The following is a 14,290-nucleotide window of genomic DNA, read 5'->3' as shown; positions in this document are numbered from 1 at the left end:
GTGTGCGGGAAGTGCGGCGCGAAGGCCTGGCTCGAATAGCCGCTCGCCGAGATCGGCGGCTGCTGCACATAGATGCGCTCGCGGTTGATGTTGGTTGAGGACAGGATCAGCGCCGAGCTGGAACGGACGGGCGCGATGATATTGCCGCTGGTGTCGCCATGAATGCCGAGCTGGAACATCTGGTCGCGCGCGACCTGCGGGTTGTAGGTCGCGAAGTTGCGGCTTTGCAGCCCGTCGTAATGATGGCTGGAGTTGAGCGCGTTGGCCTCGATCGGCAGGTGACAGCCACCGCATGACGTCGTCCAGGAGAGATGGCAGGTGAAGCAGGCCATCTCGTCCTCCTGATGCGCGCGATTCTCGCGGTCGATCCCGGGACCGAATTCATAGACGCCGCTGTCCGCTCCGGTGCGCCCCACAAGCTTCGAATAGGCTGCTTCCTCGTTGAAATCGGGATGGTTGCGGTCGACACTGTCGCGGACGAGGCTGACCTCCCATTCGAGATCAGGGTCCATGATAGACCGCTGGATCAGGTAGCGGCGCCCGGACATATCGCGCACCCATTCGAAGCGGCGTTGGCCGTCGGGGTTACGCAAAAGCTCGAGATTGTTGCCCGATGGCGGCGCGGCGGGACCAGAGGTCCTGAGCGTCGGATATTCGTCGACCGTGCCGTGGCAATCGACGCACTGGATTTCGACCGCGCTCGCGACCTCGCCATAGATCAGGCCGTTGCCATGGCTGTCCTGCGCGAAGTGGCAGTCGGCGCATTGCATTCCGACCTCGGCATGGATGTCCATCATGTGCACGGCAGTGCCCGGATTGGTGCCGGGTTCGACGAACTGGCCTTCGCCGTCACGGCGGAAACGCTGGCGCCATTCGTCGGTATCGGGTTCGATGACCTCGCCGTCGCCATTGAGCAAATTGCCCTCGCGGTCGCGCGCGAAGATGGCGCGGAAATTCCAGCCATGGCCGTGATAATCGGCGAATTGCGTATCCTGCGCCTGCGGATTGACCAGGTCGTTGACGTTACGCATGAAATCCTCGTCGCCCCAGCAGCCGCGCACGGCGGCCATTTCGGGGTTGCGGTCGAGGATCGCGTAAACCTGTTCAGCGGTGCGATAGAGCTGCTGCGCCGGCCACATCAGCGGGGCGTCGCTCTCATAGTCCCACATGGTATAGCCGAGATAGGTGTTCAGGAACATGTTCGGCTGGTGCATGTGGCAGCTCATGCACTGGGCGGTCGGGATCGACCGGGTGAAGGCGTGCTGGATTGGATGACCGCGCTCGCGCAGCTCGAACGGGGCGGGGCCGCTGCTCCCGTGACCGTCATCGCTATGGGCTTCGTTGTCGAGCGGGCCGCCGACGCCGCCATGCTCGTCGGCATGATCGTCGGTGCCATGCCCGTCATCGGCATGGCCCTCGCCATGGTCTTCATCGTCGTGATAGCCCGCACCGCGAATGCCCTGCTCGCGCAACTGTTCGGCGACCAGATCGAAGGCGGCGCCGCACTGACCCGGCTCCATCGAGACATCGATCTCGTGCGTGTCGTCGTTGACCTCGCCATGGGGCTCGTAACTGCCGGGGCGGTGATAACCCTGTCGCAAACGGTTGATCGTCGGGTCGACCGTCGCCGTTTGTCCGTCGCGACCATATTGCGCCCATTGCATCGAATGGCGCGGCTCGCGGTCATTGGCATAGACGACATGGCAAGACGCACAGCCCGAATGGCGATAATCGCCCGGCTGGTCGTTGGTGCCCATGAACCACATCAACGGATCGTTCAGACGCGTCTTATGGATGTTGAGAATCGGAATTGCGACGCGTAGCCCGGTGGCCGGGCCGCGGTTCGACTGGCGCAAATCGGGTCGCCCCGGCTCCTCGAGCCGCTGGATGATGCCACCGATATTGGGGATACCGATCTCCGGGAATTGCGAGTTGATGTTGCGGCCGCCTCGCTCGAACACGCGGAAGATGTCGCCAGGCGGAATCACATGCCAAGTCGGTAGCGGATAGAGTTCGCCGAGCGCGCCGCGCGCCGCCTCTTCAGGCGTCACCGTGCCATGCGGCTCGCCTGCCGACAGCAACCGGGCCGGCTCGCCATTCTCGGTATAGGCCTCGCCAAGCCCGTAAACCTTGAAGGGCAGGATGCCGTTATTGTAGGCGGCACCGCCCCAGAACATCGCCGCCGTCGCCATCAGCGAGCGCTCGGCCGCCTCGATCACCTCGATATGGCAGGCGCCGCAGGCCTGGCGCACGACGCGATAGTCGGACGGATTGACGAAACGGATGAATTCGGGGCTCTCGCGGTTGAGCAGCGTGTAGCTGCGCCGCGGATTGGCACTGGCCGGATTGTGCCAGCTTTCCGGATAGAGCGGCAGGACATGGGCGCGGTTCTGCGTGGCGATATAGTCGGGATGCTCGAAATCGAGATCGGGATCGGCCAGCGCGACCTCCGGGTTGCCGCCATGGCAATCGGTGCAGCCAAGGCGCACGGCGGGCGTTGCATGCATCGTCAGCTGGTCGGTATTGGTGTGGCAGGAGACGCAGCCGGCGCTCTTGCGCTCCATTTCCTCATCGCTCTGGTTGCGCGGGGCAGGGGCGGCGATGACGCCCGCCTCTTCATAGTTGCGTTCGACGGCGACTTCGCCGCCGGCCGCGATGATCGGTTGCGCGAACAGCGCCGCCAGCACGAGCAGTCCGGCGAGCATGAGCGCAATGCGCGGGAGGGACAAAGAGCGGATCATCTCAATAGTTCAGAATCGCGTTGAAAAGGACGGAATAATAGGTGCTCGAGCGCCGGTCGTTGGCGAAGAGGTCGGCAAAGCCGTCATTCGCCTCGAACAGTGCGCCTGAGAGGCGGAAGATGATGTTCTGCGTCGCGAAAGGCCGCCAGATCGCCGCCAGCGACAGGTCGTAGCCAATGGAGGTCGGGATCGAACCTTCGTTGCGAAGTGCCTGAAGCGTCGACGTATTCTCGAACCAGAGGTGATTGGCATTGGCCGACAGACGGAATGTGGGAGTGATATCGAAATCGGCGCCGACACCGAGCAGGATCGTGCCGGGGTTGTTGAAGTTGGACTGGCCCTGTTCCTTCGAGCTCCGCAGCGAATTGAGGATGCCGTTGCGGCCGTTGACCCCGATCGCGCGGCCGCCACCGGCAAAGGGGATGACCTGCCGGATCCAGTAGCTGGTGTCGGCACCGGCGAAGATCGGGTTTTCGAAGATCGCGTCAAAGCCCCGCTCGGTACTGTCATAGGGATCGCCGTCGCCCGACGCGTAGAGCCCGGAGAGGCGGAAGCGCATCCAGTCGACATCGTAGCTGAGCTCGGTGGCGCCGAAATAAGCGAAAATATCTGCCGGCTCGTCGGTGAAAAAGCTGTTCCGATCCTCGCCCAGCGCCAGATAGGCCGATGCCGTCAGGTTGAAGCGGCCGACGCGCCCATCGGCGTTGTAGCCGAGATAGACCACGTCATAATTCCTGCCGCGTAGGCTGCCGAGCAGTGCGGGGCGCACCGGAAAACCGTTATCGTCGATTTCGACGTCGGTACGCTCGCGATTCATGTTGTAGGTGACGCTGACCTGGCTCGTCAGGCCCGGAAAGGGCAGATCCTGACGGAAAAGGTTGGCGTGAAACAGAAAATCGGAACGCGGCGTCGCGAACAGGTCGTTGAGGCCCGAGTTCGTGTCCTTTTCGAGCCGGGCGAAGGCGGCGAAATTATACTGGAAGCGGTTGTTGTCGCGCGTACCGAAGACGCGGATGCCGGGCTGGTTGTCCTGGAACAGGAAGCCGCGGAAATCGGCGTTGAATGGCTGGATGCCGACGCGGATGGAATCGAAATCGTACCGCCGCGAGGTGTTGCGGAAGTGATAGTCGATGAAGAGTTCCTGGACGCCCGTGAACCAATCGAAACGGTGGCTGGCGCGGCTCGGCTCGACGAACAGGACGCGGCGCTCGTTGACGTCGACATAGTTAAACTGCGTCGCCAGCGTGAAGCGATATTCGACATCCGGCGGACGATAGGCCGTCGATCCCTTGATCAACGCCACGCCAGTGATGAAGGTCTGCGCGAGGACGAGGCTGTCCTGCTGGCCGAACACGTCGAGGCTGTCTGGCTCGGTCGTCGTCTGCACACCGACCGGGGTCGGGAAGCTGCGCGGCTCGATCACCGTGTCGGACGTTGCGTTGACAATGAAGAACCAGTCGTCACCCTCGATCGGCAACCAGTCGAGCCAGCCGGGAAGGTCGTCGACCGGGATCGGGCGGTCGCCCTTCAGCGTGTTCTGGTTGTACGGATCGAGATAATCCTCGTTGACGAGGTTCAGCGTCTCGACGATCCGCCAGCGATCGGGGACCGGAAAGTCGTCGCCCGGAAAGGCGCTGGGCGGCGGCGCGCGGACCGCGCCTTCATTGTCCTGCTCGATGGCGTCGGGCAGCTCGCGCTGCGGCACGCCGGGGCGGCGGCGGCCGTCGATGATCACCTCGCCAGCATCGCCGGGTTCGGTCTCGATCTCTTCCTGCTGGCACTGGTTCAGGCCCGTGGCAGGATCGATGACTTCGCCGTTTTCGCAGATCACATTCGATCCCGGCACGCGGCGCGGTGCGGTTGCACCCTGAACGGCGGCCAGCGCGACGGTCGGCCCGTATGGCATGGCTTGCGGCGGGTGGGCCGCCGTGACCATCAGCATCAGGGGGACCGCAACCGCCATCGCCTACAGCCCCTGACAGACATTCTGTTCGTCGGTGTCGAGGAACGGCGCGAACGGGCAGTTGACGTAGCGCAGCCGGACGCCATTGCCGATATCGACGATGATCCGGTCGGCGCGGATATCGGGCGCGGCGTTGTTGATACCGGTCTGGCGTTGCGCGCCGTTATGCAGGCCGAGGAAGCTGACCATGTCGTCCTGATCGATGCCGTCACCCGACACGCCGATGCCGCCGATCAGCGTGTTGCCGCGGTAGATCGGGACCGATCCGGGGAAGATCTGGATGCCATTTTCAAGCGGGTTCTGCCCGGGCGCGACATCGGGCGTTGCGGTGCAGCGCGCGGGCGTATCGGCGTTCATGCCGAAGATGAAGCCGACATGCTGGACGATATTGTTCAGCACCAGCGCCGATTGCAGGCCGGTGGAGAAGGGGTTGAAGCTCTCGATCGGGCGCGAAAGCGGGCCATGAGGGCGCCCGACTTCGCCGTCCGGAAAATAGGGGCGCGAGAGGTTGCCGCCGGCGCGATCGGAAAAGGCGAAACCGCCGGTCAGCGCGGTCGGATCGTCGAGAAAATCGCGCGTCGCCTGGACGAATTGCTGCACATCCGGGCTCGGATTGGCCTGCAGCGAGGCGGCGGCGCGCGCGCTCGAAAAGAAGCTCGCCGTGCGGGCCTTTTGCAGCGACACGTCGATACCGAACATGGGCGCGTCGGGCGACCGGACGATGCCAAGGATTTCGCCGTGGGTGTCGACGACCGAGATCGACGCCTCCATCCGGCTGTCGAGCGGGCGGCGGATCTGCGCGCGGGCGCGCGTCAGCACGACGAACGCCTCTTCGAGCACGGCGCGGACTTCGGCGGCCGTCAGCGGCGATGTGACATCGGCACCATCGGTGCCGGCGCGGATCGGAAAGCGGTTATTGCCCGATCCGTTCGAAAGGACGAAGGCGTCGCGATAGAGGAATTCGCCGGCGGTCGAGGCGCGAATGCCTGAAGCCTCCGTGCCAAACGCGGTGCCCGCTAGGATGCCGCCCGCATTGTCGAAATAGCCAGGCACCGGCACGAGCGAACCGGCGACGGTGTTGAGCGGTGGCGCGCTGGCCGGGTCGCTCTGGAGGTCGCTCTCGCGAATATCGCTATATTTGAGCGTCGTTCCATCGACCGGAATCCGGTTGGCGACGATGGCGGCGGGGGGCTCGAAGCCGCGCGTCGCGGCGAAGGCGATCGCTTCCTCGTCGTCATTTTCGCGGTCGAGCCGGTTGGGATCGAAGCCATATATGCCGTCGCCCATGACGCCCACGCCGCCGATGACGACCCCGTCGCGATAGAGCGGAAAACCCCCGGGATCGGCCGAGAGGCCGAGCGGGGTGCGCTGCGGCCCGATCCGCGCCCCGGGTCCCCCGCCTGCATTGAACCGGCTGACGAGATCGGAACAGGGAAGCGAGCTGAACTGAACGCCGAAGAGCGGACCGCTTTCGAGGCCCACGGTGGTCGGTGCGGGCGGGAAATGTTCCTGCACGATCTCGCTCGCCGTGCGCGTGCTGAATGCGTTGCCACCCGAGGAGAGATAGGCGCCGGTCACGGCCTTGGCGATCGCGCCGGCGCGAGCGGCGGGAGCGGGCAGGTTGAGGCCCTGCAGGTCGAAATTGGGGCCGGGCGGCTCCGGCACGCTCAGCGATTCGTTGGCGCCCGTCATCCGATAGACGGCGAGGACATTGCCGACCCGGTCGGTGACGGCGATGACCGACGGCAGTCCGCGCGCACTCGCTTCGGCGGCGGCCTGCGCGATGACCTGCCGGACATCGGCGGCGCTCAGCGCTTCCTGCGCCGGCACGTCATAAAGCTGCGTCGAACCCGGTGGCGGTGGGGGAGGGGGCGGCGCGGGGTTGCCCTGCTGGTTGCCCGGCGTGCCCCCGCCACCTCCGCCGCAGGAGGCCAGAATGAGAGCACTCGCGGTAAGCAGCGAGGTCAGTCGGGATTTACGCATTACCTCAATCTCCGGATCGCCGAAGCGGCACGGCCGAGCGCCGCGCGAAACTCCGCGGGGCGATAGGCATTGGGTTCGCGGACGGCGGCATAGGCGGCATTGATATCGGTTCGGATCGCCTCGGCGGCGCCTTCGCTGACCGTGCCCTGGCTGACCATGGCGTTGAGCAGCGTATCGGTCGCCATCACCGCCTGGACGCTGCCCTCATAATCGGTGAAGCGGGACCGGATCGCTTCCGAGGCGATCGTGTCGACGATCGCGAAGGTCTGTTCGCGGGTGAAGGCGGCATTGGCGAAGACGCTTGCGAGATTCGCCGCGCTCTGCCGCAAGCGCCCGGCGGCCTGGACAGAGGCACTCCGTCCCTGTGCCATGGCCGAATGGAAGGCGCGGCTGTTGCGATCGAATTCGCCCGCAGCACCCGGCGCAAGGACGCGTGCGGCCGCCGAGAGCATGATCATGTTCTCGTCCTGATAGGACGGATAGCCGTTGGGGATCGGCCGCGAAGGATTGGCGGTGCCGGTGGGCCGCGCATTGGGATCGTCGTAAATCCGGCGATGGCAGGTGTGGCAGTCGAAGAAATAGAATTCGGGGAACATCCCCTCGACGCCGAGCCGCGGGCTGGCGAACAATGTCAGCGAACGTTCCAGTGCCGTCGCCTGGCCGACCGCCCAGAGCTGGACATGGTTGGTCGCGCCCTTGCGCTGCCGATAATCGTCGTCCTCGTCCCAATGCTGCTGCAGCGTCGAGAACAGGTCGAGCTCGAAGACGATGCGTGGATGGCCGGCGGCCATGATCCGGTGATTGACGAACTGGCCTGCATCGGTGCTGCCGAAATGGCAATCGAGGCACACCGAAGCGCGGGCGCGCGGATTGTCGAGCGGCGTCAGGCCGCGCGAGACATTGGCGGCGTGGCTGTTGCCGACCGCATAATGGCTCGCAAGCCAGCCGCCTTCTCCACCTGCGGGGCCGTGACACGATTCGCAGCCGACGCCATCGGTGAGCTGGAAGCGCGGTCCGCGGGCGCTCGTATAGGTGGCATGGCAGCCGAGGCACATCTCGGCGCTCGATGCATCGCCGATGCCCAGTTCGCGTGCGATATTCTGCGAGCGGGCGCTCGTCAGCACGGCATAGGCGCGGCTGTGCGATCCGGCGGCGGTCGACGGTTCCTGCCATTGCAGAATCTCGTCCTGGCGGACGATTTCGCCGTCGGCTTCCTGGCGGCCATGACAGGTTGTTCCGCCGCAGCTTGCCACGCCGACATGGGTGCGGCCGGACGATTGCGCCGCTGCGGCGGTCGCATTGTTGGTTTCACCGATTCCGAACAGGATTCCGGCCAGCGCCGCCAGCGCTGCCAAGGCCATCGTCCAATTCGCCCTCAACGACATAATCGTCCCCCGGGTTCGGCGCCACTTTTGCGTGCGCGTCTCCGCTGATTATGCAACCCCATGTTTTGCGAAACTTATGTTCGTTTCGTTCCGCGCTGGCAAGCGTTCGCCATCGATTTCCGCCGAATTTCGGCAATTTGACGTCGAATCGAGGCGATCGGGTTACAGTTCGAGATTGGCGCTGAGTTCCTTGATCTCGTGATTGAGAATCCGGTCGTTATCCGAATAATCGACCGGACAATCGATCAGGTGAACGCCGTCTGTATCGAGCGTATGCCTGAGCGTTTCGGCAAGATGCTCGGAGCTCTCGATGCGGTGCCCATATGCGCCATAGCTTTCGGCATATTTGACGAAATCCGGATTGCCGAAGGTCAGCCCGTAATCCTCAAAGCCCATATTGGCCTGTTTCCAGCGAATCATGCCGTAGCTGTCGTCGCGCAGGATCAGCACGGTGATGTTGAGCTTGAGCCGGACGGCGGTCTCCATCTCCTGGCTGTTCATCATGAAGCCGCCATCGCCGCAGATCGCCATGACCTTGCGATCGGGATAGACCATCGCCGATCCCATGGCGGACGGCAGGCCCGCGCCCATGGTCGCCAGCGCATTGTCGAGCAGCACGGTGTTGGGCTGCCGCGCGGCATAGTTGCGCGCGAACCAGATTTTGTAGACGCCATTGTCGAGGCAGATGATCCCGTCGGCGGGCATTACCTCACGCACGGCCTTTACCAGGTGCGGCGGGTAGATCGGGAAGCGCACGTCATTGTCGAGCGTTGCCGTATGCTCGACCTCGGCCTGCCGGGCCTTCATCATCTTGTCGAAGTTCCAGTGACCCTGTTTCTGGATGTCTTCCTTGATCTGCCAGACGGCGTTGGCGATGTCGCCGATCACCTCGATCTGCGGGAAATAGACGGGATCGACTTCGGCCCGGTTCATCGAGACGTGGATGACCTCGGCTCCGCCCTGCTTCATGAAGAAGGGCGGCTTTTCGATCACGTCGTGGCCGACATTGACGATCAGGTCCGCCGATTCGATCGCCCGGTGAACGAAATCGCCCGCCGACAGCGCCGCGCAGCCCAGATAACCGTCCGTCGTCTCGTCGATGACACCCTTGCCGAGCTGGGTCGTTGCCCAGGGGATGCCGGTCTTTTCAACGAACTGGGTGAGCATCCGGCTCGTCATCGTGCGATTGGCGCCGCCGCCGATGACGAGGACCGGGCATTTGGCGTCCTCGATCTTCTGCCGGGCAGCCTTGATCGCCTTTCCTTCGGCCACCGGCCGGCGGTTGACGCTCGGCGTGATCGGGTGCGAATCGGTTTCCTCGTCGGCGATGTCTTCGGGCAGTTCGAGGTGAACCGCGCCCGGCTTCTCCGATTCGGCGAGGCGGAAGGCTTCGCGCACGCGGCTCGGAATATTGTCGCCGCTTGCGAGCTGGTGCGTGAATTTGGTGATCGGCCCCATCATGTCAACGACGTCGAGAATCTGGAAACGGCCCTGTTTCGACGATTTGATCGGCTTCTGGCCCGTGATCATCATCATTGGCATCCCGCCGAGTTGCGCATAGGCGGCGGCGGTGACGAAGTTCGTCGCGCCGGGCCCGAGCGTGGCAAGGCAGACGCCGGTCTTGCCGGTATGCCGCCCATAGGTCGCGGCCATGAAGCCCGCGCCCTGCTCATGCCGCGTCAGGATGAGCTTGATATCGGACCGCGACAGGCTGTCGAGAAAGTCCAGATTTTCCTCGCCGGGAACGCCGAACACATATTCGACGCCCTCTTCTTCGAGGCACTTGATGAAGAGATCGGAAGCTTTGGCCATCGCGCGAATTTCCCCCTTGGAGCGATAAAAGCTGCGACCCGTCCCTTTTGCCAGCGACCTTACACAGCCCGATGGGCCGCGTCACGCGTCAATAGCCGAGATCGAGATCGACGGCAGACAGGAGCGGTTCGCCGCTGCGATACCGCGACAGATTGTCGAGGAAACGCTGTGCCGCGCGTTCGAACATGCGCGTGGTGCTGTTCCCCGAATGATGCATGGTGATGAACGTGTTCGGCGCATCCCAGAGCGGGTCGTCCTTGGGCAACGGTTCGGGATCGACGGTATCGAGGAATGCGCCGCCGATCGTGCCGTCGTTGAGCGCGGCGACAAGCGCCGCCTGATCGACGAGGCTGCCGCGCGCGATGTTCACGAGCCAGGCGCTTTCTTTCATCGCGGCGAGTTCGTCGGCACCGATCATATGCTCGGTTTCATCGGTTGCGGGTGCGGCGAGAATCACCCAGTCGAACTCGCCGAGCCGCGGCTTCCACTCGTCCGTGCCGATGATCATCGGATCCGGGTCGGCGCTGCGGCGCACGGCGATGACCTCGGCATCGAAGCCTTTGAGCCGCTTGGCGACCTCATGGCCGATGGCGCCGAAGCCAATGATCAGCACCTTGCTCTCGAACAGTTCGGCCTGGCCCGGCGATCCCTGTTGCCAATCATGCGCGCGCTGGCCCTCGAGAACCTTGTCGAGCCGCTTTGCCGCCGCCAGCATCCCCATGACGACATATTCGCCGATCGGAATCGCATTGATGCCGGTCCCGTTAGTGACCTTCGTCCCGCGTTCGCGCAGCAGCTCGAGGGGGAAATGCTCGACGCCGGCATAGATCGAACTCAGCCATTTCAGCGATTCGCCCGCTTCGATCGCCTTGGCCATGGCGGTCTTGTCATACATGTCGAGCCAGCCGATTTCCGCGTCACGCGCCATTTCGGCGGCTTCCGCGCCGCTGGTGAACCAGGACACGTCGAGCCCTTCGAGGCGGCTCTCGATCAACGGCTTTGCCATGGCGGGGAGGACGGCTTTGATGGGGTCGGTCATGCGTTGTCCTTTCTTCACCCCTCTCCTTCAGGGGAGGGGCCGGCGGTGGGGGCTATCCATTTAGCGTGGCGCTCTTTGGACGTCCCCACCCCAACCTCTCCCCTGAAGGGGAGGGGCTAATTTGCTTCAATTATCCAGTCCCAGCGCAGCGGATCGCCGTCCATGACTTCGACGCCGTTCGACGCGAGCTCGTTGCGAATAGCGTCGGCTGCCGGGAAATTCTTGTTGCCCTTCGCCTCATCACGCAGGTCGAGCTGGTGCTCGATTAGCGCCTCGTCGACGCGCGCTGTGGATGGTCGAACGCGAATGTCCTGCCGCGTCAGCGTGACGAGTTCGAGGCCGAGCACGGCATCGATCAGTGCGACGGTCGCCAGCCGTTGCGCCGGATCGATTTTCTTCTGGCCAAGCACGTCGTCGAGCACGGTGAGTGCCTTGGGCGTGTTGAGATCGTCGGACACGGCCTCGTCGAAAGCTGTCAGGAGTTGCTGCAATCGAGGATGATCGATGTCGGTCGTAGGTGCCTCGACGCGATCGCGGAGTTGCTGGGCAGCCATCACCATCCGCTTCAGCCGGGTCAGCGCGGCGAGCAGGTTCTCCCAGCTGAATTCAAGCTCGCTGCGATAATGCGCCTGCAGGCACATGAGGCGATAGGCGAGGGGGAGGACGCCTTTGTCGACCAGCGTCTGCAAGGTGAGGAATTCGCCCGCCGACTTGCTCATCTTGCCGCGCCGGTCGACGAGGAAATTATTGTGCATCCAGATGTTCGCGCCGGTGTGCGCCGAGCAGCTATGGGCCTGGTTTTGTGCGATTTCGTTCGGGTGGTGGATCTCGCGGTGATCGATGCCGCCGGTATGGATGTCGAATTGCTCGCCGAGATATTGCTTGCTCATCACCGAGCATTCAAGATGCCAGCCCGGCGCGCCTTTGCCCCAGGGCGAATCCCATTCCATCTGCCGCGTCTCGCCCTCGGGCGTCTTGCGCCAGATCGCGAAGTCGCTTTGATGACGCTTGCCCTCGACCGTATCGATCCGGCCTTCGCCCTCTTCGGTGACGGCACGGGCGAGACGGCCATATTCGGGCACGGTGGACGTATCGAAATAGAGGCCGCTGTCGAGCTCGTAGCAATGCTTGTCGGCGATGGTTTTGGCGAAATCGATCATCGCCTCGACATGCGCGGTGGCGACCGTCCACTTTGCCGGGGGGCGGATGTTGAGGCGTGCGATATCGCCCTTGAACACGCCGGTATAATATTCGGCGATGTCCCATGCGGATTTGCCGCTCTCGCTGGCCGCCTTTTCCATCTTGTCGGGACCGGCATCGGCGTCCGAGGTCAGGTGCCCGACATCGGTGATGTTGATGATGTGGGTGAGGTCATAGCCCTTCCAGCTCAGCACGCGGCCCAGTGTATCGGCGAAGATATAGGCGCGCATATTGCCGATATGCTGGTAATTATAGACCGTCGGCCCGCAGCTGTAGACCCGCGCCTCGCCTTCGTGAATCGGGCGAAATTCCTCGATCTCGCGTGTCAGGCTGTTGAACAGCCGCAGGGGCGCGCCGTCGTTCGTCATGGCGATGCGATGCAGCGCGGCGGCGCGCAGGTCAACAGGGTGAACGTGGCCTCAGGGCCGTCGGCCCGGCTGCCCTAATCGTTCGCAGGGAGGGTCGCGTCGGGCGGCGGATCGCCCTCGCATTCCTCGCCATCGGCATTGTCTACCGCGCATTGCTCGTCGGCGCTCCACAGATCGTCATTGCCCGCCCCGGTCACCGGATCGTCGATCACGGGACCCTCTTCATCCGGCGAGAAGACCGCGTTTTCGATCAACGGCGGACTGGTGGTGTCACCCATATTGGCGTCCGGATTCTCGACCTCCTCTTCGACCAGATCCTGCACCGGGAAGTCCGGGTCGCCCGGCTCGTCCACCGGTGGAGGTGGCGGCGGAGGTGGCGGCGGCGGAGGTGGCGGTGGTGGAGGCGGCGGTGGTGGCGGAGGCGGCGGTGGTGGAGGCGGCGGTGGTGGAGGCGGTGGCGGTGGTGGAGGCGGCGGCGGCGGTGGTGGGACCGGCACGCAGCTTGCCGGATTGGCAATCACGCAACCATTGATCGTCGATGCCGGATCGAAATCGCCGGTGATGGAAGTCAGAGCGATCACATCGATGCCGGTCGTCGTGCTGCCGGCGTCGCTTTGCACGCCGTTGATGACGATCCCGATCGGCTCGGAACCGATGCCCGTGATCGACAAACCACCCGCTCCGACGACATAGCCGCGCCGATCGTCGAAATCGACGCCGCTCGCGCTATTCTGGACGTACAGCGCATCTTCGACCGTGAAGGCGATGGCCGCGGCCTGGAAGAATCCGTCCGCGCGGCTGATGCCGTCGCTGTCGGCTAGCCGCGTATCGATATCGGCAACGCTGAGGCCCGCGATATCGGCCGCCGCTGCATCGGTGACGGCCAGGATGACGGGCGCATTGACCGACAGCATGCCGCCGGCACCGCCGCCGGTGTCGGTCACCGCCAGATTGCCGGCAATCGCGTCCAGCCGGATAGCGTCGCCTGCCTGCAGGAACAGCATGTTCGTGTTCGCGGCATTGCTTAGCAAGAACGCCCCGTCGATACGCATATCGCCTTCGGTGAACAGGCTCAGCGTGCCCGCCGTGCCGATCGTGGTTCCGGCGTTGGCCGTCGCATCCTGTATCAGGAGGTCGGGATCGCCGCTGCCGGTCTCGAGCGCGAAGATCGTGACGTCGCCGCCGGATGCGATCCGCGTGAACTCGGCGGCGTCGAGGCTGTAGGCACCGGTCGTACCCGAACCGCCGAGCACGAACTGCCGAGAACCATCGTTGCCGATCTCGATGCTCGTTGTGTTTGCCTGCTGTCCGACCCGGCCTGTTGCCGAGATCTCCAGATCGGCACTTGTCAGCGAGATTGTCCGGGCGGTTGCCAGCGCGTTGATGGCGATCATGTCACCTGAGGAAACCGACAGGGCATCGACACCAAGGACATCGCCGTTCAGGGTTGCGCTACCGGCAGCGCTGATCGCGATGGTGCCGGGGCCGGGCGAGCCGACGACACTGCCATTCGGAAGGACGGCGCCGGGACCGAAATTCGCTGGCGTGACGGTTGCGAGCCCGGCCTGCAGGCTTCCGGTCGTTATCGACGAATCGGTGCTTGTCAGCCGGATATCGCCGACCGACTGTGCTAGGTCGACGGAGAGCGCGCCGGCGGCGATGACATCGATATCCCCGTTGGTCGCGCGTACATCCGAAATGCCGAGATCGCCCTGCGCGTTGAGCAGAATCGCCGCGCCGCTCGCGAGCAGGCTGCCATCGACCTGGATGTCGTTGTTGACGACGATCGCACCATTGGC

Annotated in this window: 7 protein-coding genes and 1 pseudogene; all 8 read right to left on the bottom strand. The window is 64.0% G+C overall.

What is annotated here, in order from left to right; translation table 11 throughout:
• Positions 1-2,705, bottom strand: a pseudogene (locus Q0139_RS04055) (hypothetical protein); the annotation flags it as partial.
• 37 nt (positions 2,706-2,742) lie between these two features.
• Positions 2,743-4,704, bottom strand: coding sequence for a hypothetical protein (locus Q0139_RS04050; protein WP_298017805.1), 1,962 nt, complete (start codon positions 4,702-4,704; stop codon positions 2,743-2,745).
• Between the two features lie 3 nt (positions 4,705-4,707).
• On the bottom strand, positions 4,708-6,687 hold the full coding sequence (locus tag Q0139_RS04045; protein ID WP_298017799.1) for a heme-binding protein: 1,980 nt from the start codon (positions 6,685-6,687) through the stop codon (positions 4,708-4,710).
• Complete coding sequence (locus Q0139_RS04040; protein WP_298017791.1) at positions 6,687-8,048, bottom strand: multiheme c-type cytochrome; 1,362 nt, start codon at positions 8,046-8,048, stop codon at positions 6,687-6,689. Before Q0139_RS04040 ends, Q0139_RS04045 begins: the two co-directional genes overlap by 1 nt.
• 186 nt (positions 8,049-8,234) lie before the next feature.
• Positions 8,235-9,884 (bottom strand): acetolactate synthase large subunit, encoded by a 1,650-nt coding sequence (locus Q0139_RS04035; protein ID WP_298017782.1) that lies wholly within the window; start codon positions 9,882-9,884, stop codon positions 8,235-8,237.
• An 88-nt stretch (positions 9,885-9,972) separates the two neighbouring features.
• Positions 9,973-10,923, bottom strand: coding sequence for a D-2-hydroxyacid dehydrogenase (locus tag Q0139_RS04030; RefSeq protein ID WP_298017779.1), 951 nt, complete (start codon positions 10,921-10,923; stop codon positions 9,973-9,975).
• Between the two features lie 116 nt (positions 10,924-11,039).
• Positions 11,040-12,491, bottom strand: a complete 1,452-nt coding sequence (gene cysS / locus Q0139_RS04025) for a cysteine--tRNA ligase (RefSeq protein ID WP_298017770.1) — start codon at positions 12,489-12,491, stop codon at positions 11,040-11,042.
• A 74-nt stretch (positions 12,492-12,565) separates the two neighbouring features.
• On the bottom strand, positions 12,566-14,290 hold a 1,725-nt coding region (locus tag Q0139_RS04020; RefSeq protein WP_298017763.1), incomplete at its 5' end, for a hypothetical protein.

Source organism: uncultured Parasphingopyxis sp. (genome assembly GCF_937129435.1).
GTDB lineage: Bacteria > Pseudomonadota > Alphaproteobacteria > Sphingomonadales > Sphingomonadaceae > Parasphingopyxis.
This window is presented reverse-complemented; position numbering and strand designations above follow the sequence as displayed.